The 24,210-nt window shown below is 33.0% G+C and carries 18 protein-coding genes and 2 rRNA genes; 11 read left to right on the forward strand and 9 right to left on the reverse strand.

Annotated features, from left to right (window positions below; translation table 4 throughout):
• Positions 1-29: 29 nt before the first annotated feature.
• From ACM0L0_RS00280 to ACM0L0_RS00295, 4 genes are all read right to left on the reverse strand, one after another.
• Positions 30-1,040, reverse strand: a complete 1,011-nt coding sequence (locus ACM0L0_RS00280; protein ID WP_416738579.1) for an energy-coupling factor transporter transmembrane component T family protein — start codon at positions 1,038-1,040, stop codon at positions 30-32.
• Positions 1,040-2,269 (reverse strand): ATP-binding cassette domain-containing protein, encoded by a 1,230-nt coding sequence (locus ACM0L0_RS00285; RefSeq protein WP_416738580.1) that lies wholly within the window; start codon positions 2,267-2,269, stop codon positions 1,040-1,042. Before ACM0L0_RS00285 ends, ACM0L0_RS00280 begins: the two co-directional genes overlap by 1 nt.
• On the reverse strand, positions 2,260-3,060 hold the full coding sequence (locus ACM0L0_RS00290; RefSeq protein WP_416738581.1) for an energy-coupling factor transporter ATPase: 801 nt from the start codon (positions 3,058-3,060) through the stop codon (positions 2,260-2,262). Before ACM0L0_RS00290 ends, ACM0L0_RS00285 begins: the two co-directional genes overlap by 10 nt.
• A gap of 85 nt (positions 3,061-3,145) precedes the next feature.
• Complete coding sequence (locus ACM0L0_RS00295) at positions 3,146-3,751, reverse strand: ribonuclease HII (protein ID WP_416738582.1); 606 nt, start codon at positions 3,749-3,751, stop codon at positions 3,146-3,148.
• 40 nt (positions 3,752-3,791) lie between these two features.
• Between ACM0L0_RS00295 and ACM0L0_RS00300 the strand changes: the two genes are divergently transcribed.
• Together ACM0L0_RS00300 and ACM0L0_RS00305 are read left to right on the forward strand one after the other, a co-directional pair.
• Complete coding sequence (locus ACM0L0_RS00300) at positions 3,792-4,319, forward strand: hypothetical protein (RefSeq protein WP_416738583.1); 528 nt, start codon at positions 3,792-3,794, stop codon at positions 4,317-4,319.
• A gap of 88 nt (positions 4,320-4,407) precedes the next feature.
• A complete protein-coding gene (locus ACM0L0_RS00305) occupies positions 4,408-4,908 on the forward strand; it encodes a hypothetical protein (protein ID WP_416738584.1) in 501 nt (166 codons plus the stop codon).
• Positions 4,909-4,938: 30 nt separating this feature from the next.
• Here ACM0L0_RS00305 and tsaD read toward each other — a convergent pair whose 3' ends face one another.
• The 4 genes from tsaD to ACM0L0_RS00325 are packed head-to-tail and all read right to left on the reverse strand — an operon-like array spanning position 4,939 to position 7,686.
• Positions 4,939-5,877, reverse strand: coding sequence for a tRNA (adenosine(37)-N6)-threonylcarbamoyltransferase complex transferase subunit TsaD (tsaD, locus tag ACM0L0_RS00310; protein WP_416738585.1), 939 nt, complete (start codon positions 5,875-5,877; stop codon positions 4,939-4,941).
• Positions 5,877-6,434 (reverse strand): tRNA (adenosine(37)-N6)-threonylcarbamoyltransferase complex dimerization subunit type 1 TsaB, encoded by a 558-nt coding sequence (gene tsaB / locus ACM0L0_RS00315; protein ID WP_416738586.1) that lies wholly within the window; start codon positions 6,432-6,434, stop codon positions 5,877-5,879. Before tsaB ends, tsaD begins: the two co-directional genes overlap by 1 nt.
• Positions 6,434-6,829 (reverse strand): tRNA (adenosine(37)-N6)-threonylcarbamoyltransferase complex ATPase subunit type 1 TsaE, encoded by a 396-nt coding sequence (gene tsaE, locus ACM0L0_RS00320; protein WP_416738587.1) that lies wholly within the window; start codon positions 6,827-6,829, stop codon positions 6,434-6,436. Before tsaE ends, tsaB begins: the two co-directional genes overlap by 1 nt.
• Positions 6,829-7,686 (reverse strand): DegV family protein, encoded by an 858-nt coding sequence (locus tag ACM0L0_RS00325; RefSeq protein ID WP_416738588.1) that lies wholly within the window; start codon positions 7,684-7,686, stop codon positions 6,829-6,831. The genes tsaE and ACM0L0_RS00325 overlap by 1 nt, the downstream gene beginning before the upstream one ends.
• A 46-nt stretch (positions 7,687-7,732) precedes the next feature.
• Here ACM0L0_RS00325 and tapR point away from each other — a divergent pair, with 46 nt between their 5' ends.
• Both tapR and tyrS read left to right on the forward strand, forming a co-directional pair.
• Positions 7,733-8,314 (forward strand): TyrS-associated PheT N-terminal domain-related protein TapR, encoded by a 582-nt coding sequence (gene tapR / locus ACM0L0_RS00330; RefSeq protein ID WP_416738589.1) that lies wholly within the window; start codon positions 7,733-7,735, stop codon positions 8,312-8,314.
• Positions 8,314-9,546, forward strand: a complete 1,233-nt coding sequence (tyrS, locus tag ACM0L0_RS00335) for a tyrosine--tRNA ligase (protein WP_416738590.1) — start codon at positions 8,314-8,316, stop codon at positions 9,544-9,546. Before tapR ends, tyrS begins: the two co-directional genes overlap by 1 nt.
• A gap of 43 nt (positions 9,547-9,589) precedes the next feature.
• Here tyrS and ACM0L0_RS00340 read toward each other — a convergent pair whose 3' ends face one another.
• Complete coding sequence (locus tag ACM0L0_RS00340; protein ID WP_416738591.1) at positions 9,590-10,342, reverse strand: phosphotransferase family protein; 753 nt, start codon at positions 10,340-10,342, stop codon at positions 9,590-9,592.
• Between the two features lie 74 nt (positions 10,343-10,416).
• Between ACM0L0_RS00340 and ACM0L0_RS00345 the strand changes: the two genes are divergently transcribed.
• The 7 genes from ACM0L0_RS00345 to ACM0L0_RS00375 all read left to right on the forward strand — a co-directional run bounded on the left by ACM0L0_RS00345 (position 10,417) and on the right by ACM0L0_RS00375 (position 24,085).
• A complete protein-coding gene (locus tag ACM0L0_RS00345) occupies positions 10,417-11,166 on the forward strand; it encodes a type III pantothenate kinase (protein ID WP_416738592.1) in 750 nt (249 codons plus the stop codon).
• 68 nt (positions 11,167-11,234) lie between these two features.
• Entirely contained in the window at positions 11,235-12,311 is a 1,077-nt protein-coding gene (locus tag ACM0L0_RS00350) for a phosphatidate cytidylyltransferase (RefSeq protein WP_416738593.1), read from the forward strand.
• Positions 12,312-12,321: 10 nt separating this feature from the next.
• Complete coding sequence (locus tag ACM0L0_RS00355) at positions 12,322-16,707, forward strand: PolC-type DNA polymerase III (RefSeq protein WP_416738594.1); 4,386 nt, start codon at positions 12,322-12,324, stop codon at positions 16,705-16,707.
• A 210-nt stretch (positions 16,708-16,917) separates the two neighbouring features.
• Positions 16,918-18,105: an elongation factor Tu gene (gene tuf, locus ACM0L0_RS00360; protein ID WP_416738595.1), complete on the forward strand. Its 1,188-nt coding sequence runs from the start codon at positions 16,918-16,920 to the stop codon at positions 18,103-18,105.
• Between the two features lie 115 nt (positions 18,106-18,220).
• Complete coding sequence (recA, locus tag ACM0L0_RS00365) at positions 18,221-19,213, forward strand: recombinase RecA (protein ID WP_416738596.1); 993 nt, start codon at positions 18,221-18,223, stop codon at positions 19,211-19,213.
• A gap of 207 nt (positions 19,214-19,420) precedes the next feature.
• Positions 19,421-20,928: ribosomal RNA gene (locus ACM0L0_RS00370) — 16S ribosomal RNA — on the forward strand.
• A gap of 269 nt (positions 20,929-21,197) precedes the next feature.
• Positions 21,198-24,085: ribosomal RNA gene (locus tag ACM0L0_RS00375) — 23S ribosomal RNA — on the forward strand.
• Together the 16S and 23S rRNA genes form the textbook arrangement of a ribosomal RNA operon.
• Positions 24,086-24,210 lie beyond the last annotated feature (125 nt).

Raw genomic sequence — 24,210 nt, forward strand, 5'->3', positions numbered from 1 at the left:
ATAAAAAAATAGCCCCTAAGGGCTATTTTTTATACTATTCTTGTTACTATGTATCATGAAGGTAAGTATTGTGGATAAACCATGTTAGTAATTAAGAAAGCTAAAATTCCAAGTAGAAATATAGATACAATTAAGTCCATTCAAGTTGGTTTAATTTTTCTATATTTAGTACGAGCAGCATATGGATCATAACCACGAGTTTCCATTGAGTTAGATAGGTCTTCTGCCCGTGCAAAACTTGAAACGAATAATGGAATAATTAATGTAGAGAAGGCATTAATTTTTTCTTTTAAATTACCATGTTTAAAGTCAACACCACGAGAAGATTGAGCTTTCATAATTCTGTTTGCTTCGTCAATTAAAGTAGGTATGAAACGCAATGCGATTGAAATAATCATTGCTATCACGTGTGTAGGAATAAAAATCAATTTAAGAGGTCATAAGATGTCTTCAATTGATTTAGTTAACAAGATTGGACGAGTAGTATTTGTTAATAATGCTGTAATTAAAATCATTGTATAGATTCTTAAAAATAATGAGACTGTACGATTAATTGAATCCAATGAAACACCATATTGAATTGGCATTTTGGTTGCTGTAAAGACATATGTGTGAGTAGCAGCATCCAAAGTAGGAATCATCATGTCTTCACTTACGCTAGAAGTTTTAAAAGCTCAAAATGTATTCTCAGGATTATACATATTAAATAATCAATCTCGACCAACTATATTTGAAGAATTTTTATACATCATTTCCAAGTCATTATAGACAGTTTGATTTGTAATAGTATACATATTGACAAAGAAAATAATGAATGAAATAAAGAAAGGCAATCACATCAATTTAAATAATGGACGCACACGTTTATTAGTTATGATATAAACCACTAATAATGGGATTAAAAGAATCACCATATCAATAAAGTAACGTACCATGAAGACCATTACGATGTATAAAATAACTGTTAATAACTTAATTCTAGGATCAAGGTTATATAAGAAACCTTTACCAGGGATATAACGACCAAAAACACTTTTCATTATTTCCCTCCTAAATAAGAATTTAAATAAGCTATTAAATCATCTTCTGATAATACTTTAGGTACAGGTATTCCTTTATTTCTAAGTTTATTAGCAAACGCTAATAAATGAGGAGGTTGTAAGTTATTTTCTTTTAAGAACTCAACATCATTCAATATTTCATAAGGATCACCATCACGAACTATTTTTCCTTGTTTGAAAAGAATAATTCTTTTAGCATACTTTAAGATATTATCTAGATCATGAGTTACATTAATAATTGTTTTACCTGACTTGTTTAATCCGTGTAGAATTTGAAGTATTTCATTAACACCAACTGGATCTAATCCAGCAGTTGGTTCATCGACAACTAAGAAATCTGGTTGCATTGCTAAAATTCCAGCAATTGCCACACGACGTTTTTGCCCACCACTAAGTTCAAAAGGACTTCTTTGTAGGTATTCTGGGCCTAAACCGACTAATTCTAAACATTCAGCTGCTAATTGGTAAGCTTTTTCTTTAGCAACACCAAAAGCCATAGGTCCAAAAGCAATGTCTTCTTGAATAGTAGCTTTAAATAATTGATATTCAGCAAATTGGAAAACAATCCCAACATGTTTACGTAATTGTTTAGGATCTTTGCCAAAGACCTTACCTTTAGCACTTTTAGTAAAGATAATATTATCTTGAATATATTTTAGGCGATGAATTTCTTTGCCTAATTCACTCTCATAAATGTAATTTAGCTTAAATAATTTAGTTTCAGTAGCTAAAGCATGAGTGAATTGAATTTTATTTTCGTAGCTATTAGATTTTTCTTTTATAAAATTAGCACGAAATTCTTCAACAGCTTGAGTAACTTCTTTATCAAGCTGTTTTTTAAGTTTTTTAGCACGAGCTTTGTTTGCTTTAAAAGTTTGTTTAAGCTCTTTTGCACGTTGTTTGTATTCTGCTTTGTATTGTTTTGAATTTGCAGGATACTTTGTGAGTAATTCTTTATCCAGTTTGTTGTATAAGTATTGTTTAGTTATTGTGACATCATCATAAAAATCTCATTCTATTTCACCAGCTGTAGGGCTTAGTAATTGGTTTAAGTGTTCAATAAAAGTTGTTTTTCCTGAACCGGTTGAACCAATAATCCCAATGTATTCACCATCATTAATCTGACAAGAAACATTTTTTAAAGCAGTAAATTCTCAAGGAGATTTAGGGCTAAATGTATGAGATAAATCTTTAATTCTTATTTGCATAGCTCTTCTATTAACTCCTTCTCATTATATGTTGCTTCAATTCCGTTAAGCTTTTCACTAATACGATAAATAAATGGTGATTCAATTTTGGCAATATCGATAATTTCTTTATTGTTCAAAATATCTTTTGGAGAGCCTGATGCAACTAGCTCACCACCTGCAAAGACTAAACATTTATCAGCTAAAATTGCTTCATCCATGTCATGAGTAATAGAAATTAAAGTTTTAGATTTGCTACTTTGAATTTCTTTAATGATTTGTAATACACTGCTTTTTCCTTTAGGATCAAGCATTGAAGTAACTTCATCAAAAATCACGACATCTGGATTTAAGGCTAAGACAGAAGCAATAGCGACTCTTTGTTTTTGCCCTCCAGAAAGATTTTCTGGTTCTCTTTCTAAATAATCTAGCATATCAACTTTAGATGCATATTCAGTAATTAATGGTTTCATATCATCATGCGGAATGCAACGATTTTCTAAACCAAAGGCAATATCATCTTCAACTGAAGAACCGACAAATTGGTTATCAGGGTTTTGAAAAATAATTCCAATTTTCTTTCTGATTTGAGATAAATTTTCTTTGTTATATACGATACCATCAATGCTTAAAGAACCTGATTGAGGTTTCAATAAGGCGACTAAGACTTTAGAAAGGGTACTCTTTCCTGACCCATTATGACCTAAAATGGCAACATATTGCCCTTTTTCGATTGTAAATGAGACATTGCTAAGAGCTGGTTTAACATCATTTTCACGATATCTAAATGTAATATTTTCTGCTTTAATCATTATGTTTAAATTTTAATGGAAAATATTATTTTTAATAATATTTTTATTCAACCTTTTTGTTGAATAAAAAAACAAAAATCTCAAACTAATGAGATTTTTGATTCAAAAGGTCTGCAATAGGCTTATATTTAATGCGATGTAATTTAGTAACTCCGTGTTTTGCTAAGGCTTGTAAATGTTTTTTAGTTCCATATCCTTTGTTGTTAGCAAAGTCATATTCAGGATATATTTCACTATATGCAAGCATCATTCGATCACGAGTAACTTTAGCTAGAATGCTAGCAGCTGCAACTGAAAGTGATATATTATCACCTTTAACCAAATTAATTTGTGGCAAGTTGGTTTCAATATGTTCAAAATCAGTAATTACTAAATCGGGTTTTAAAGGCAAGTTTTCTAAAGCTTTTTGCATCCCAATACGTGATTCAGCTTTGGGATTTGATTGATTAATTTGATCTAGTGTGCGAATTTCAATACTATAAGCAAGGGCTGAAGAGATAATTTCATTATATAATTCTTCCCTAACTTTTTCACTAAGTAACTTTGAATCCTTAATTCTAGGATTGCTATAATTTGCTGGAAAAACAACACAAGCAACTACTAATTCACCAGCTAAACAGCCACGTCCAACTTCATCCAATCCTGCAATTAAGGGGTATTTAGTTCAATAATCTTTTTCAAAATCTAACATATATAAAATTATAAGCTATAATTAAAATATTGGAGGTTAAATGGGATCAATTGTAAAAGCACACTGTCCTGAATGTGATCAAACTTATACATATGTTTTTGGACTAGTGCAAGATTTAATGCCATATCAAATGTTTATTAATGTATTTGCTAAAAAGCAAAAAGATTTATTTAATTTAGAAACATTTAAAACTGTGATGTATCAAGAATTAGAATCAGATTTAATGTTTATGTTAAAAGAAAAAGCAGAACAAGAGCAAATATTAGAAGAAAACTTTAAGAATATTATGAATTTCTTCTCAGAAGAAGAAAAACAATTAATGAAAACCAATATCGTACTAGGTGGGGAAGTTGAATCATATCCAGTATTTAGAATTGATATTGAACCACAATCTAGAGAGTTATATAATGTTCCACTTGTTAAACTTCAATTTATGAACAAAGAATTGTATCAACGTAAATATAATCAATATGTCTATTATGTACAATTTTCACCAGATCATTCAGTACTAACTTGCCCTAAACATCAAAAGTTATCAGCTGAATTTGAATCTGAACGTGAAGGTTAAAAAACTGCACTTGCAGTTTTTTTATTTCTGATTTTATCAACTTGCTCTGCTGGGTGAGAAACTATGATAAAATAAAATTAGAGGTAAAATGAAAGAAAAATTTCTTAATCAACTTGAACAAGCTAAAACATATCTTGTAATAGTTTTTGTAACTTGAATTGTTTCAATTGTTTTAGGTTTAATATCATATATATTAAGTGCTGTTGCAAGTGTTACACTTCAACTATATCCTAATGCTTCAATAATAGGATACAGAGTTACAACTGCTATTTTCTCAATCTTAACTATAGCATCAGTTATTATTGGACTAGTGTATGGAATTAAGCTAATTATGTTAAGTAATGACACTAAAAAACTATTTACAAAAATGGTTTATGAAACAAGTGTGCAAAATACAATTGCTCAACCAGACTTAATCAAATTATTGGCTTACTCAAGAACAATTGAACGTTTATTTATTTTTAATTTAATTGGATTTTTATCAGGACCAATTTTATTAATTATTAACTGCTTCTTCACAAGAAATGCTATAACAAGTGCAAAAAATGTTTTAGATCTACTCAATACACAAGAAACTGATTTAAATTAAAATATTAAAAAATGCAAGGTTAACTTGCATTTATTTTTTGCCTTCTTGTAATAATTGTAAATAAGCAGCTTGAGCAATCATTGCACCATTATCAGTTGCATATTTAAGTGAAGGAATAATAGTATTCGGATGTAATGAAATAAATTCTGAACGAAGCAGTTTATTAGCTGAAACACCACCACCTAAAACTAGTGTTGCAACTGGATAAAGTTCTAAAGCTACCTTAGTTTTTTCAATTAAATAATCTACAGCAGTGCGTTGGAAGGAAACAGCATATTGAACAGGATCTATTTCTTCATTTTTCATTTTTGCTTTATTAACTTTATTTAATACTTGCGTTTTAAGTCCCGAAAATGAAAAGTCTAAAGCATTTTCAGTATGTGGCTTAGTAAATGAAATAAATGAACCAGTATAAGTTTGACTTAATTTATCAATTAAAGGTCCACCTGGAAATCCAAGTCCTAAACGTGAAGAAACTTTATCAAAAGCTTCTCCAACTGCATCATCTAATGTTTCGCCAACAATTTCAGTTTCAGTTGGTGATTTTGCATAAATTAATTGAGTATGACCACCCGAAACTAATAAACATAGTGCTGGGAAAGTGATTTCTTCAGTTAGTGTTGAAGACAAGAAGTGGCCAATCAAGTGGTTAATTGGAATTAGAGGTTTTTTAATGCTTTGAGCAAAAGCACTAGCAAATAAATATCCTACCTGTAAGGTTCCAATTAGTCCGGGTTCTTTAGTATAGGCTACATAATCAATTGAATTTGGATCATATTTTTCTTGAAGCATTAATTGAATAAGAGCAATATTTTTAACATGTTCACGAGAAGAAACTTCTGGAATAGTTCCTCCAAATTGTTTAAAAATATCAATTTGAGAAATGGTTCACATATCTAGAACTTTACCATCTTCTAAAATAGCAAGTGATGTATCATCATGTGAGGTTTCAATACCTAAAATACGCATTATTTTTGCCCTCCTATTTGAGGTTGTTTAATATATAAAGCTTCAATTTCAATAGTTTCTTGAAATGAGAAAATACTTTGGTATAAGCTAAAGTCATTTATCATTCGAACAAAGTTAATTTTAGTTAACTCTTGATTATTATTTTCAACAACTGTAATTTTGTCATGAAAGTTGTTTGAATCTATGTTGTAGTTATATTGGTAAAGCTTATTTCCTTGAGCATCACTATATAAAATTGCAGTATGTGGATGTTGAATTTGTAAAATATCCATGCTTGTAGTTCTATACATAGGGATATTATTAAGCAGAGCTAAAGTTCTAAAAAATACAAGAGAACTACGAATTCCTGTAAAAAATCCAGGTCCAACATTGGTATATAAGCCTGTTAATTGTTGTATTTCTAAGTGATTACGTTCAAGTAAAAGGGCAAATTGTTCAGTAATAAGTTGAACTTTTTTCTTATAACCTTCTAGTAGAATAAAATCAAGAACTTTAAATTCTTGATCAAATAGAACTAATACAAAATCTTCACTTGAGGTATCTAAATAAACATTCATTATCTAACCTCCATAATTTCAAAGACATGATGTAAATTGTTATCAATATAAGCGTTAATTTCAACAAAGTTACTAAATTGATATTTCTTTAAGTTAGCTCATTCAATAGCAACGATATTATCATCAAAATAATCTTCGAATTCTTCAATATCACCTCGATAGTTATAAAGGTCCATATGAATTAAACCTGAATAATCTTTCATATAAGAAAAGCTAGGCGAGGTGATATTTTGTTTAATACCTAGTTTTTTAGCTAGAAGCTTAACAAAAGTAGTTTTGCCAGCTCCTAAATCCCCGTTTAATAAAAGAATTTTTTTCTCTTTAAATAAATCTAAATTAGCATCTATAAATTTGTCTAAGTCTTGCAGTGAAGTGCAAACAATTTTTTGTTGCATTATAAAACTGCGATTTCTTGGTCTGTAAGCTTACGTCCTAATTTGATTATAACAATTGCTTCAGGACCAGTATGAATTGAGATGCAATTTGGTAATGAAGAAGAGAAAACACGATTGTTTTTATAGTTATCTTGAATATATTTAACTACTTGATCATGCTCAGCACAATCATTTTGTAGGATTAATAAGTCAGAGTCTGAATCTTGTAATCTTTCATCAATTTTATTTAAAATTGTTTTAGCAAAAATGCGTCCTTTACCTTCTTTTTCAAGTCTACCATGGTAAAAACTTATAATAGGCACGATTTTTAATAATTTAGCTACTGTTGCAGCAGAAGGAGAAAGCCTACCACCTTTTACTAAATAATCGTTATATTTAGGCACTAATGAAACTAGCATTTCTTCTTTTCAAGAAGCAGCTTGTTGTAAAGCTTGTTCAAGGTCGATGTTTTCCTTTTCCAGAAGATTTAAAAATTCATAAACTTGGAATGTTAATAAGATTGCAATGTATTCTGAATCAAAAACTCTAAGTTTAGGATATAAAGCTTCTAAGCCTTTAATATTTGCATATTGAGAAGAAAGGTGTTTTGAAATAGGGAAGATTACTACGTAATCATGATCTTTAGAAAGTTGTTCAACCATATCTTCAACTAGTCCGATTGGTGTACAAGCTGTTTTATAGGTTTTAGTTTCTAAAGAAAAGTGGCGAAATAATTCATGACTTTTTAAGTTGTCACCATCATTATATATTTTGTCATCTAACTCTATTTTTAGTGGCAAGAAATATCAGCCAAGTTTTTCAACTTGCTCTTTTGTTAGTCCACATGAAGAGTCTACTACTATAGCGATTTTTTTCATAATTGTATTATATTATAAATTATTATAAAGAGGGTATAATATCCATATGATATTATTTAATAATTTAGATAAAGTATTTAAGAATACTGCGGTGCTTTTTGTTGATTCAAGAATTCAAAAAGTACATCAAATTAAACATGAAGATTTAGTTTTCTTTGTAGATGAAAATAACAAGGTAGCAAGTATTAATGTTTTAGATAATGCAAAATATTATATACCTGAAGATGTAAAATTTGGCTATCTGTCACCAGCTGGAGAAGATTTAATTATCTCAGTGGCTAAAGAATTAAATCTTGAAATTTCACATGACCAAAAATTCATTTATGGCTTAATCCTAGAAAGAAACGCACATCCAAAAAGTGAACGCTTATTTGTGTTAAAAGTACAAATTGCAAATGATAAAACTATTCAATTAGTAACAAACACATTAGATTCTCAAGTTGGTAAAGTAGTTGTTCTAGCTTTACCAGGAAGCACAACATTTGCTGGAACAGATGTTTTAACAGGTGAAATGTTATCTGTTGCTAGTGAAGGGATGCTTACTGGATATAAAACTTTAGGATTAGCAGGTGAAGGATTAATTTTTGGAGAAGTTAGCCAGATTGGAAAGGATTTTAAATTATCATAATGACTATAATTGAAGACTTAAGTACTCGTGGAATATTAAAACATATTTCTAATGAGGACAAATTTCACAACTTACCTCAAGATGCTGCTGTTTACTGTGGATTTGATCCAACAGCAACAAGCTTGCACTTAGGTAATTACATACAAATTGCAAATTTACTTAGATTTAAACAACATGGTTTTAAAGTATTTGCTGTTTTAGGTGGAGCAACCGGAATGATTGGTGATCCATCTTTTAAGGATGCTGAAAGACAACTATTAGACGAAGCAACCTTACAATTAAATAAATCAAGAATTAAAGCACAACTAGAAAAATTTGGACTTGAAGTAATTGATAACTATGATTTTTACAAGGATATGAATATTCTTGTCTTCTTAAGAGATGTTGGGAAATTAGTTAATATTTCTTATATGCTTGCAAAAGATTCTGTATCTTCTAGAATTGAAAAAGGATTAAGCTTTACTGAATTTTCTTACCAATTAATTCAAGGTTGAGACTTTTTAACCTTATACAAAGACAAAAACGTGAGAGTTCAATTTGGTGGTTCAGATCAATGAGGTAATATTACAACTGGCCTAGATATGATTTCAACAGTGTTTGGAAATGATCATCAAGCTGTTGCAATTACTGCTAATTTATTAACTGACTCAAATGGTAATAAGTTTGGAAAATCAACAGGTGGTGGTTCATTATGACTTGATCCTGAAAGAACAAAACCTTATGCCATGTATCAATTCTTATTAAACCAACCAGATAGTGAAATTGAAAAATTACTAAAATGATTAACATTCTTAAAACTTGATCAAATTAAGTTAATTTTAGAAAAACATCAAGCCAATCCATCTCAACATATTGCTCAAAAAGCTTTAGCATTCAATGTTATTAAACAAGTTCATAATATTGAAGAAGCCGAAAAAGCAGCATTAGCTTCAGAAGTTCTTTTCAATAAGAAACTTGATTTAAATTCAATTGCATTAGAAAGTATTAAAGACTTAGATGATGTGCTAAATGTTATTCAAATGGAAGCTGGAAGCAATTTAGTTGAACAATTAATTGCACAAGGAATTGTTAAATCTAAACGTGAAGTAAGAGAATTTCTTGCAAATCAAGCTATTAAATTAAATTTAGTTCCAATTGAAGAAACTAGTTTAGTGGAATCAAAAATCTGAAATAATCAATATGCCTTATTACATGTTGGTAAAAAACAAATTTACTTAGTAAAAATAAAATAATGGGTCTACCCCATTTTTTATATAAAAAAGATAGCTATGCTATCTAATTTCTAAATAAGTTGTTTTTCTTTTTGTAATCATATTCAGCAACAGTTTCTTTTAAACGTTGGATGCAGTAAGCATCATCAAAAGGTTTAACTTCTTGAGCATTATCTCAAAGAATTGTTAAGTAGTAAACTAAAATCTTTTGTTGGATTAAATATTCTTCTCAATAAGTGTCATATTGATCTAAAAAATATTGTTCTTGTTCAGGAGTTAAAAATGAACCACAAATAAAATATGCTAAATCAAAATGTTTATCACCCATTGAACAATATTCTCAATCAATGAAATAAATTTTGTCTTGTTTTGATAGCAAAATGTTATTAAGATATAAGTCATTGTGTAAAGGACGATTTGCTTCAGAATTTTTTAAAATTAAATTAATACGTTTATAGTAATCATTAATAACATCAATTTTAATATTACGCTCATTTAGAATTTTACGGTACTCTTTAACTCTAGCTGCTACATTTGTTTTAGGGAATTGTAAATTAGAATCATGTAAAGTTTTAAAATTATCCGCAATTTGTTTTAAGGTATCGTTGTTAAAAACTAAAGGTTGAGTTTCGATTCATTCTCACTCAATTTCAGTTTCAGTATCCTTGATTAATTTAGGTACAAAAGGCAATTTACTTAATTGTGTATAGTCTACTTTATGATTAAACTTGTTATAAACTTTTGTTTGTTGCATAGTGTTATGACTAGTTTTATAAGAAATATTAGTGTGTCCGATTTCAATTAATTCTTTTTTCATATATATCTCCGTTTATCATTTTGTTAAGTTATAATAAAGTATATCAAGATTTATTTTAAAAAAGCGAAGGTAATATGCAAAAAAATGAACATAACTATTTAGTATTTGATATTGGTAATTCAATGATTAAGTTTCATTATATTAATTCTCAATTTCAAGTACTCCTTAACCTAAATTGACTATGTAATAGGAATGAAAGTATAGATTTAGAAAATATTTTAGCTTTATGTATGCCTAGTTTTCAAGATCAAATCATTATAGCAAGTAGCAATAATGAAATGTTGCATCAAGAACAATTGGTTTCACAATTGCAAAAATTAGGTTTTTGTAACATTGCAATTTTAGATCATACTTACGGTACAAACTTAAAACTAGCAAACAACATCCAACACAATGAGGTAGGAATAGATATCTTAGCTTGCTTGCAATATTGCGTTGATAATAAGATCAAGGATGCTTACGTATTTATGTTTGGAACTGCTCTAGTGGCACTGAAAATTGAAGACAATACTTTACTTGGAGCTTCGATAGCCCCTGGCGCTTTTCTTTCATATGTGCATATTCAAGAAAAAGTTGCTCAATTAAGTTTACCTTATATCGGAAGTGAGCAACTTGGAACAAACACACAAGAAGCTCTTAACTCAGGTTTATATAATTTATTAAATGGGTTTATTTTATCTCACATTGAAAAGGAAACTAATTTAGAAAAATATCAGCTTTTACTTACTGGTGGAGATGGTGCCTATTTAAAAACTAAATACAATTATTTACCAAATATGCTTGCTTTAGGTTATCTTGGTCTATTTCTTTCAGGTAAAAAATAATCTTTATTCCCTATGGGAATATTTTTTAATTTAGCAGTAAAAAAACAGGAATCTAATATAATTAATATATGAAAAAAGAAGTACAAAATAAACAAAAAAATTTCTGGTTAGATCGCTTTGTTCCAGCTGCTTTTATAGTGGTTGTTTTAACGATTTTACTTATCATTTTATCTTATTCATTTAGACAAGATTTATATCAAAACTTTTCTGCTGCAGGGTTTTGAACATTAAGGGCATTTTCTATTATTATCTTAGGCGTCTTTGTAGGATGAATTTTCTATGAACTTTCACATGCTTATAGCAGCATGATCATCCCTTCTATCATACTAACAGTTTTTTACGTTTTATCCATGATGCTAGGGCCAAACATGTTTTTAGAAGTATTGTTTGGACGTGGTCAAGTGGATTCAAACTTATTTATAAATGTATCAATAACAGGAAGTCAAAATGGAGCAATTCTTCCATATATTGGAACATTATTTACTAGATTTGTTTTTGATTATTGAGCTTTATTAGCTACTTTTATTATTGCTCTAGTCTTTTTCTTAATTAGACTTGTGGTAATTGATAATGTTAACATTTTAGCTCTTTTATTTAAAACTATTTCACTATGATTTATGTCATTATTTTTAACCATCTTTGTTAAGTCATTTATTGTTTTAATGACTCAACAAATTGGGGTTGAATTAGTGTTATTAATGATCATAGTTGCATCCTCTTATGACATTGGTGGTTACTTTGGTGGTAAATTCTTAGGGCACAAGTTTATTAAAGCTAAATTAGCTCCGGCTATTAGTCCTAAGAAAACTTGAGAAGGAGCTATTATTGGATATTTAGTTTCATTCTTTGTTACTCTAATTTATATTTATACTGTTTATGGAATCCGTGGCTTAAACAGTAATTCATTAGGGGCAGTGTTACTAAATTCTTCTTCTAGATTCTTCGCATTCTTATTAGCCTTCTTATTTATTGCACCAATTATTGCTTTACTAGGGGACTTATACTTCTCATTAATTAAGAGAAGAAATGAAATTAAGGACTTTTCAAATATTTTAAAAGAACATGGTGGACTATTAGATCGCATCGATTCAATCTCATTTGTATTTGTGTTCTTCGGTGTGCTTGCAGCAAGTTCCACATTATAAAAGGAGTAATATGCAATATTCAAATAAACCATTTCAAAAACTTATGGACTATTTAGGCCTAAGTTTTTTATCTTCATTTCAAGACGCTAAATTTGATAGTAATAAAGTAGAGTTTCGATATGGAGATAATAATGAAATTAAATATCAAAAAGTTTTTCTCGAAACTCAAATACCAACTTGAGTAGATTTCGAAAAACTTTTATATGCTTGTAAGAAAGATAAATTTTGAATTGAATGTCAATTTGCTAATACAGATTTTAGCAATGATGAAATTAAAAATTATATTTTAGGGTTGCTTGAATTAGAAGATGATTTAAACAATTGTGCCTTGCACCAACACCTAAAAGCATTCGACTTATTAAGCTACAATAAAAATAATAATGCTTGAGAATTTAGTTATTCAGACAAAGATCAAGCTAGAGATTTAGAATTACAAGCAGCAACTTTATCAAGTGTTATGCGTAATTTTGGATTTAAAAAGTTTATTTTACTTCCTAAATATGTTGATAATTTAGATTCTAATTTAGAAGGAGAAATTAGAACTCAATATCTCAAAAAAGCTTCATTTTATTCAAATGATGAATCAGGCAGCAGTGATTTTGAACGTAAGGTAGCTGATCGAAAATATAAAGAAAATCGGGCATATAGAAATAAAACTCGAAACTATTCAGCTGTCAGCTTAAATTATGTTTCAACACTTGCTCCTGAAGCTATAGATATTCCAGTTATGGTTTCAGGTCTTATTTATAAATGTGAAATTATTGAGAAACCTGAATTCAAAATTTACAAAGTTAATATTTCAGATTATTATGATGCTGTTGAAGTTAGCTATTTTGTAAACAATGATAATACTCCAGATTATATTCCACAATTAAATGATTATGTTGAAGTCTATGGTATGGTGGCAAACCCATATTCATATCGTGGAGAAGGACCTTTAAACAAAATCATTAAAGCTAATTATTTTGTCAAAATCGATAACCCTCGCAACACTAGAGAAGATATGGCTGATTTTAAACGTGTTGAATTATCAACTCGTTCTAAAATGAGTACTATGGATGGATTATTGGATCCAAAAGACATTATTAACATTGCAAAAAGTTTTGGTCATAAAGCTGTTGCGCTTGTTGATTCTAACGGTGTACAAGGTTTCCCTGAATTTTTTGCTACAGCTAAAAAGGCAGGAGTGAAACCAATTTATGGAGTTTCATTTGACGTAATTGATAAAAACCACAATTTCTTATTAAACTATGATGGTATAGATCGTAATATTTTAAACAGCGAATATGTTGTTTTAGATATTGAAACTACGCACTTATCTGCTCAATATGGAGACTTAATTGAATTTGGAGCTTCAGTTGTAGTTGATGGTGAAATTAAAGAAACCCACCAATTCTTCATTAAGTCAAGAAAGCCTTTATCTTCAACTACTATTAATCTAACTAACATTACTGATAAAATGCTGGAAGAAGAAGGATATGACTTACAAGAAGGATTAGATAAAATTTATGAGATTATTAACAATCGTGTTTGTGTAGCCCACAATGCCCACTTCGACTCGCATTTTATCTACCAAAAGTTTATTCAAGCTGGTAGAGAATTGCCTCATACATTCTTTATTGACTCACTTATTGTTTCAAGATATTTATTTAGCGAAAAAAGAGAACATAATTTAGGTGCCTTTTGTGCCAATTTATCTGTAGTTTATGATGCAAATGTAGCCCACCGTGCTGATTACGATGCTGATGTACTTGCTCAAGCTTGAATTAAAGCTATGCAATTATTAAGTGAAAGAGGTATTTATACTTTTAATCAATTAGACAGTATTCAAGATAATAGTATTTATAATAGAACTAGATCAACTCAAGTTACAGTGTTAGCATTAAACCAAGCAGGATTAAAAGAATTATTTAATTTAGTTACTTTATCACTAACACAAAGATATTTTGGTTCACCAAAACTATTTTTAGAAGACTTAGTTAAAAGTCCAAACTTATTAATTGGATCGGGTGGATTAAAATCTAGATTATTAGACTATATGTTTTATTCTTCTAATTTAGCAATTAATCAGTTAGTGCAAAAGTTTGACTATATTGAAATTCCACACTTAAATGCGTTAGATCACTATATTGAATCGCCAGATAAATTCTCACAATTTGAAGTTCAAGATACCATTTTAAGAATGGTCACTATGGCTTTAGAAAATAAAAAGATTCCAGTAGCAATTGGAGATGTTAGATACCAAGACAAACTAGATAAAAATGTTTTTAAATGTTTAGTTTACTCTAAAGGAATTGGTAATACTTCACACTTTTTATTCGACTATCGTAAAGCTCAAGCTAAAACTATGAAATTACCTGATTTAGAGTTCTATACAACTGATCAAATGTTAGAAGCTTTCTCATTTATCAATAAACCTGAATTAGTGGAAGATTTAGTAATTAACAATCCAAATCACATTGCAAGTTTAGTAGCTGATGACATTGAAGTTATTCACAATGAGCTTTACACACCGAAATTTGATAATTCAAAAGAAAAACTATATGACTTAGTTTATAAAACTGCGCATGAAAAATATGGTGAAAAACTACCACAACTTATTGAAGAAAGATTAGAAAAAGAAATCACACCTATTTTAAAATATGGATTTGATGTTATCTACTGAATTTCACATAAACTTGTTAAGAAATCTTTAGACAATGGATACCTTGTAGGTAGTCGTGGAAGTGTTGGTTCTTCTTTAGTAGCCACCATGTCTGGTATAACTGAAGTTAATCCACTTCCACCACACTATATTTGTCCAAAATGTAAGAACTTTGAATTAGTCAATATCGAAGGAATTACTTCAGGATTTGATCTAGATGATAAAACTTGTCCAAATTGTCAAATAGTTATGGAAAAAGATGGACAAACCATTCCATTCGAAACTTTCTTAGGATTCAATGCTGATAAAGTTCCTGATATCGATTTAAACTTCTCAGGTGATTATCAAGCTGAAATTCATAATGAGATTAAACGTCTATTTGGAGAAAGTCACACTTTTAGAGCTGGTACAATTTCTACAATTAAAAGTAAAACTGCCTATGGTTATGTTAAAAAAGCTGTAGAAGAATATGGATTTGAGTTTACAGGTCCTTACATTGATTTCTTATCAACTAAAATGGAAGGGGTCAAGAGAACTACTGGACAACACCCTGGAGGAATTATTATTATTCCGAAAGAATATGATGTAGAAGACTTTACACCAATTAACTATCCAGCTGATGATATTACACTTGATTGAAAAACAACCCACTTTGATTTCCATGCAATTCATGATAATGTTTTAAAACTAGATATTTTAGGACACGTTGATCCAACTGCTATCAGAATGCTTGAAAGATTAACAGGCATTGATGTTAAGAAAGATATCCCTAAAAAAGATCCAGCTGTTATGTCACTATTTAGCAGTACTAAAGCACTTAAAATTGAACCTAAAGATATTGGGGGTGAAATTACTGGTGCTTTAGGATTGCCTGAATTTGGAACCAACTTTGTTAGACGTATGCTTTATGAAGCAAAAGCTGAATCATTTGCAGATTTAATTTCACTTTCAGGGCTTTCTCATGGTACTGATGTATGAACCGGAAATGCTCAAAGCTTAATTAAAGAACGGGGATTTACCTTAAAAGATGTTATCTCTTGTCGTGACGATATTATGGTTTACTTAATTAACCGTGGTGTTGAACCTTTATATGCTTTCAAAATAATGGAAAAAGTACGTAAAGGTAAAGGGTTAACAGATGAAGAAGTAGCCTCATTACAAAGTAGCAATGTACCAGATTGATACATTGATTCTATGAAAAAAATTAAATATATGTTCCCTAAGGCCCACGCTACTGCCTATGTATTAATGGCTTGAAGAATTGCTTGATTCAAACTATATTACCCACTTGAATACTATGCAACATTTTTCACAACCAGAGTTGAAGAGTTTGATATTCAAACTCTGAAAGATGATTATGGAGCTGTTAAGATTAATAAGAAAATTAAAGAAATCGAAAGCCTACGTGATAAAAAGGTTAAAGAAGAGAACTTATTGCAAACATTAGAAATAGCACGTGAATTATATGCAAGAGGTTTTAACATTTCAAATATTGATTTAACTAGATCGCTTGCTACAGAATGAGTTGTAGATCGTGAACACAAAACTTTAATTCCACCATTTTCAGCAATTGGGGGACTTGGTGAAGCTGTGGCTACAAAAATTATTCAAGGAAGAGAAGAAACACCATATATGTCTAAGGAAGATTTCAAAAAACGTAGTGGTGTAAATGCTAGTTTATATAAATATTTAAATGAAGAACTTGGAATTCTTGATTATCTAAATGAAACAAACCAAATGAAATTATTCTAAAATCCACTTTTTTAACTTATTTTTAAGCAATTAATAAAAAAATTACATTTTTCAGAAAATATAAAAAATTTGATAAAATTACATTGCTAATATAAACGGACAGGATCTGGATGAAAGACCAGACTTAAGGTTGGTTTTAGCGCTAAAACAAAAAAATAACTTAAATAAAAAAATAATATCTAATTATATTTAATAGAAAGGATTACAAATATGGCAAAATTAGATTTTGATCGTTCAAAAGAACACGTTAACGTTGGTACAATCGGACACGTTGACCACGGTAAAACAACTTTAACTGCTGCTATTGCTACAGTTTTAGCTAAAAAAGGTTTATCAGAAGCTCGTGATTACGCTTCAATCGATAACGCTCCAGAAGAAAGAGCACGTGGAATTACAATTAATACTTCACACATCGAATATCAAACAGAAAAACGTCACTACGCACACGTAGACTGTCCAGGTCACGCTGACTACGTTAAAAACATGATTACAGGGGCTGCTCAAATGGATGGTGCTATCTTAGTTGTTGCTGCAACAGATGGACCTATGCCTCAAACACGTGAACACATTCTTTTATCTAAACAAGTTGGTGTTCCTCGTATCGTTGTTTTCTTAAACAAATGTGATATGTTAGAAGGTGAAGAAGACATGATCGAATTAGTTGAAATGGAAATTCGTTCACTTCTTTCAGAATACGGATTTGACGGAGATAACGCTCCAATCATCCGTGGATCAGCTTTAAAAGCTCTTGAAGGTGATGCTAAATACGAAGACAAAGTTATGGAATTAATGGACGCTGTTGATTCATACATTGAAACACCAGTTAAAGAATTTGACAAACCATTCTTAATGGCTGTTGAAGACGTATTTACAATTACAGGACGTGGAACAGTTGCTACAGGACGTGTAGAACGTGGAACACTTAAATTAAACGACGAAGTTGAAATCGTTGGATTAAAACCTACTAAGAAAACAGTTGTTACAGGAATCGAAATGTTCCGTAAAAACCTTAAAGAAGCACAAGCAGGGGACAACGCTGGATTATTACTTCGTGGTGTAAACCGTGAAGATGTTGAACGTGGACAAGTTCTTGCTAAACCAGGATCAATCGTTCCTCACACAGAATTCGAAGCTGCAATCTATGTACTTAAAAAAGAAGAAGGTGGACGTCACACACCATTCTTCAAAAACTACAAACCTCAATTCTACTTCCGTACAACAGACGTAACAGGTGGAGTTGAATTCGAACCAGGTCGTGAAATGGTTATGCCAGGTGAAAACGTTAACTTAAAAGTTAAATTAATCGCTCCTATCGCTGTAGAAGAAGGAACAAAATTCTCTATCCGTGAAGGTGGACGTACAGTTGGTGCTGGTTCAGTAACAAGAATCATTAAATAATTTATTCACAACGCATAAAAGTATGCTCGAAAGAGTGTACTTTTTTTATTTTTTTCCTTTTTTAGTTCAAAAAATATTTTTTTGTATTTATTAAGTGGGATAAAGAAAGGAAAAAATGACAGAAACAGCAGAAACAAAAAATGAAGCAAATATTTCTCAGTATATAAAAGATACTATAAAGGAAATCAGTAAAAAAATGGGGGAAGAATCTATCATGATATTAGGGGATATACCTTATATATCCATTGACACTTTTCATAGCGGTAGTTATATACTAGATAAAATCCTAGGGATCAAAGGATTTCCAAAAGGAAAAATTATTGAAATTTATGGTCCAGAAAGCTCAGGGAAAACAACTTTAGCTTTAAACGCAATTGCAGAAGTGCAAAAAGGAGGTGGAATTGCTGCTTTTATCGATGCAGAACATGCAATAGATTCAGAATATGCACAAAGAATTGGCGTCGATACTTCAAAATTAATACTTTCACAACCAAATTCAGGGGAACAAGCATTAGAAATTGTTGACATACTAGCTAAAACAGGAAAAATTGACTTAATAGTTGTTGATAGTGTTGCAGCATTAGTTCCTGAAGCTGAATTAAATGGTGAAATGACTGATTTGCAAATTGGTGCTCAAGCAAGATTGATGTCTAAAGGACTTCGGAAAATAACTGGAAATCTAAATAAAAATAAAACCACTATTATATTTATTAATCAAATCAGAGAAAAAGTGGGAGTAATATTTGGCAGCCCTGAGACAACACCTGGAGGAAGAGCTTTAAAATTCTATGCCAGTGTAAGAATAGAAGTAAGAAAAGGATCTCCTATTATAGAAGGCAAAGATATTGTTGGATGTGAAATAAAATACAAAGTAGTAAAGAATAAATTATCTATACCTTATAAGACAGGCCAATCAGAACTATACTTTTCAGTTGGAATCGATAAATATGGTGAACTAGTTGATTTAGCGATCGAAAATGGAATACTTGAGAAAAAAGGAGCATGATTTAGCTATAAAGGCGAAAATGTCGCTCAAGGAAAGAAAAATATGAGGACATTTATTGTCAATAATCCCCCTTTATATAATGAAATATTAGCTACAATATAAAAAAATATTTTTTTAGTCGCGTTTTGCGATTTTTTTGTTATTATTTGATTACACATTTAGTTGTAAAAACTATATGACAGATTAAATAAAAAAATATTTATCTTTTTATTTCATTAAATCAAAATCTGTTATATAATAATATCGCAACCTAAATGGTGCATAAAGTTCTTTGAAAACTAGATATATACAATGTACATGACAGTCAATTTTTTCGAGAGTTTGATCCTGGCTCAGGATGAACGCTGGCTGTGTGCCTAATACATGCATGTCGAGCGGAGTTCTTCGGAACTTAGCGGCGAATGGGTGAGTAACACGTACTTAACGTACCTTCTAGATTGGGATAACGCTGAGAAATTAGCGCTAATACCGGATACTTATAAGAAACGCATGTTTTTTATATAAAAGGAGCCTCTAAAGCTCCACTAGAAGATCGGGGTGCGGAACATTAGCTAGTTGGTAAGGTAATGGCTTACCAAGGCTATGATGTTTAACGGGGTTGAGAGACTGATCCGTCACACTGGGACTGAGATACGGCCCAGACTCCTACGGGAGGCAGCAGTAGGGAATTTTCCACAATGGGCGAAAGCCTGATGGAGCGACACAGCGTGCAGGATGAAGGCCTTCGGGTTGTAAACTGCTGTTATTTAGGATGAAAAAATAATAGAGGAAATGCTATTATCTTGACAGTACTAAATCAGAAAGCAACGGCTAACTATGTGCCAGCAGCCGCGGTAATACATAGGTTGCAAGCGTTATCCGGAATTATTGGGCGTAAAGCGTCTGTAGGTTGTTAGTTAAGTCTGGCGTCAAAACTTGGGGCTCAACCCCAAATCGCGTTGGATACTGGCTAACTAGAATTGTGTAGAGGTTAACGGAATTCCTTGTGAAGCGGTGAAATGCGTAGATATAAGGAAGAACATCAACTTGGCGAAGGCAGTTAACTGGGCACATATTGACACTGAGAGACGAAAGCGTGGGGAGCAAACAGGATTAGATACCCTGGTAGTCCACGCCGTAAACGATGATGATTAGCTGATGGGAACCATCGGCGCAGCTAACGCATTAAATCATCCGCCTGAGTAGTATGCTCGCAAGAGTGAAACTTAAAGGAATTGACGGGGATCCGCACAAGCGGTGGAGCATGTGGTTTAATTTGAAGATACGCGTAGAACCTTACCCACTCTTGACATCTTCTGCAAAGCTATAGAGATATAGTGGAGGTTAACAGAATGACAGATGGTGCATGGTTGTCGTCAGCTCGTGTCGTGAGATGTTCGGTTAAGTCCTGCAACGAGCGCAACCCTTATCCTTAGTTAAATATCCTAAGGAGACTGCCCGGGTAACTGGGAGGAAGGTGGGGACGACGTCAAATCATCATGCCTCTTACGAGTGGGGCAACACACGTGCTACAATGGAAGGTACAAAGAGAAGCAATATGGCGACATGGAGCAAATCTCAAAAAACCTTTCTCAGTTCGGATTGTAGTCTGCAACTCGACTACATGAAGTCGGAATCGCTAGTAATCGTAGATCAGCTACGCTACGGTGAATACGTTCTCGGGTCTTGTACACACCGCCCGTCACACCATGGGAGCTGGTAATGCCCGAAGTCGGTTTAGTCAACTACGGAGACAACTGCCTAAGGCAGGACTGGTGACTGGGGTGAAGTCGTAACAAGGTATCCCTACGAGAACGTGGGGATGGATTACCTCCTTTCTACGGAGTACACATAATAACAATTTATTGTTACTTTAATTACCTTTTTTATAAAACAAATAATTTTGTCATGGGATATATCTAGTTTTGAGAGAACTTTCTCTCTATGTTCTTTGAAAACTGAATAGTAAAGATATTAATATAACAACGACATCAAAAAATAAATTAATTAGTCAATTTGTTTTGTGATACCGAGAAATTATTAGAAATAATAATTCGTTAAAATGTCTTTGAATACATCAACAACAATAGGAAAATATTGTTACAACTTTTAAATAAGTAAGAGTTTGTGGTGGATGCCTTGGGTCTGAAAGTCGATGAAGGACGTGATTACCTGCGATAAGCCTCGTGGAGCTGGATATAAGCAACGAAACGGGGATTTCCGAATGGGGAAACCTAACTAGAGTAATGTCTAGTTGCTATGGAATGAATAAAATAGTTCCATTTGCGAGACACGTTGTGAACTGAAACATCTTAGTAGCAACAGGAAGAGAAAATAAAAATGATTTCATCAGTAGCGGCGAGCGAACGTGAAAGAGCCCAAACCAGTTTTTTAAACTGGGGTTGTAGGACTATCTACATAAAGTTACAAATCTTTGTTATAGCAGAATAGTTTGGGAAAACTAAGCACAGAGGGTGATACTCCCGTATGTGAAATGGCAAGGACTTTTGATAGTATCCTGAGTAGGGCGGGGCACGTGAAACCCTGTCTGAATCTGCCGGGACCATCCGGTAAGGCTAAATACTAATCAGACACCGATAGTGAACTAGTACCGTGAGGGAAAGGTGAAAAGAACCCCGGGAGGGGAGTGAAATAGAATCTGAAACCACTTACTTACAATTAGTCAGAGCCCGTTAATGGGTGATGGCGTACATCTTGCAGTATGGACCGGCGAGTTATGTTAACATGCGAGGTTAAGCAGAAAAAAGCGGAGCCGCAGAGAAATCGAGTCTTAATAGGGCGACTAGTATGTTGACATATACCCGAAACCATGTGATCTATTCATGAGCAGGCTGAAGCTTGGTTAATCCCAAGTGGAGGGCCGAACCGTAGTACGCTGAAAAGTGCCCGGATGACTTGTGAATAGCGGAGAAATTCCAATCGAACTTGGAGATAGCTGGTTCTCCTCGAAATAGCTTTAGGGCTAGCGTGTGATGTTAAACTTTGATGGTAGAGCACTGAATATGGAATGGCCACGTCTAGTGGTACTGACTATAATCAAACTCCGAATATCATTGTGTATTATCATGCAGTCGGAACCGGGGTGCTAACGTCCCGGCTCGCGAGGGCAACAACCCAGATCGTCGGCTAAGGTCCCAAAATCGTGTTAAGTCAGAAAGGTTGTGAGATTTCATAAACAACTAGGAGGTTGGCTTAGAAGCAGCCATCCTTTAAAGAGTGCGTAATAGCTCACTAGTCAAGAGATCTTGCGCCAATAATGTAACGGGAGTAAAACACGATACCGAAGCCACGGGTACATTTAGTACGTTAGAGGAGCGTTCTTAATGCGGCGAAGTCAGACCGTGAGGACTGGTGGAGCGTTAAGAAGTGAGAATGCCGGTATGAGTAACGATTTGAGGTGAGAATCCTCAACGCCTATTGGGAAAGGTTTCCTGGGGAAGGTTCGTCCACCCAGGGTTAGTCAGGACCTAAGGAGAGGCTGAAAAGCGTATCCGATGGACAACAGGTTAATATTCCTGTACCACCTGCGTAAGTGATGGAGTGACGAAGAAGGATAGCACTACCTATTATCGGATTTAGGGATAAGTGATAACTGGTGAATATAGTTAAATGCGTATTCTACAACCGGGAGTCATTATGTAGAGCCACTTGTGGCAAATTGTGTGATTTCATACTTCCAAGAAAAGCTTCTAAGCGTTATAAAACAAAAGGTGCCTGTACCGAGAACGGACACACGTTCCCAAGATGAGTATTCTAAGGCGAGCGAGAAAACCAATGTTAAGGAACTCTGCAAATTAACCCCGTAAGTTCGCGAGAAGGGGTGCCAACTTCGGTTGGCCACAGTAAATTGTGAGGGGCAACTGTTTATCAAAAACACAGCTCTCTGCTAAATCGTAAGATGAAGTATAGGGGGTGAAGCCTGCCCAGTGCCCGAAGGTTAAGCGGATTTGTTAGCTTACGCGAAGCATTGAAGTGAAGCCCGGGTGAACGGCGGCCGTAACTATAACGGTCCTAAGGTAGCGAAATTCCTTGTCGGCTAAATACTGACCTGCACGAAAGGCGCAATGATCTCTCAACTGTCTCAACATTGGACTCGGTGAAATTATGGTCCCAGTGAAAACGCTGGGTACCCGCATCAAGACGAAAAGACCCCATGGAGCTTTACTACAACTTCGTATTGAAACTTGGCCTAACATGTGTAGGATAGGTGGGAGACAATGAGGCTAGGACGCCAGTTCTAGATTAGTCGACCTTGAAATACCACCCTTGGTATGTTGAGTTTCTAACCTGCCACCGTAATCCGGTGGGGAGACAGTGCGTGGTGGGTAGTTTGACTGGGGCGGTCGCCTCCTAAAAGGTAACGGAGGCGTTCAAAGGTACACTCAATACGGTCAGAAACCGTATGCAGAGCGCAAAGGTAGAAGTGTGCTTGACTGCGAGACCTACAAGTCGAGCAGGTGCGAAAGCAGGACTTAGTGATCCGGCTGTACGTCATGGAACGGCAGTCGCTCAACGGATAAAAGTTACCCTGGGGATAACAGGCTTATCTTGCCCAAGAGATCACATCGACGGCAAGGTTTGGCACCTCGATGTCGGCTCATCGCATCCTGGAGCTGGAGTCGGTTCCAAGGGTTTGGCTGTTCGCCAATTAAAGCGGTACGCGAGCTGGGTTCAGAACGTCGTGAGACAGTTCGGTCCCTATCTGATGTGGGCGTTGGAATATTGATGAGAGCTGCTCTTAGTACGAGAGGACCGGAGTGGACGTACCGCTGGTGTTCCAGTTGTTCCGCCAGGAGCATAGCTGGGTAGCTAAGTACGGAAGGGATAACCGCTGAAAGCATCTAAGTGGGAAGCCTCCTCAGAGATAAGTATTCCCTTGAAATTCCTTGTAGACTACGAGGTTGATAGGATGGAAGTGTAAGTGTAGTAATACATTTAGCTGACCATTACTAATAAATTGATAGGTTTAAAAGTTAATGTATTCAGACATTTTAATGAATTATTTAATTACTATTCAGTTTTTAAAGAACATATAAATAACGCTAAAGGCGTTTTTTTATTTTTAAAAATAATATATAATTACGCTGTAATACTAAAAA

This window comes from Mycoplasma razini (assembly GCF_048076865.1).
Taxonomy (GTDB): domain Bacteria; phylum Bacillota_I; class Bacilli_A; order Mycoplasmatales; family Metamycoplasmataceae; genus Mycoplasmopsis.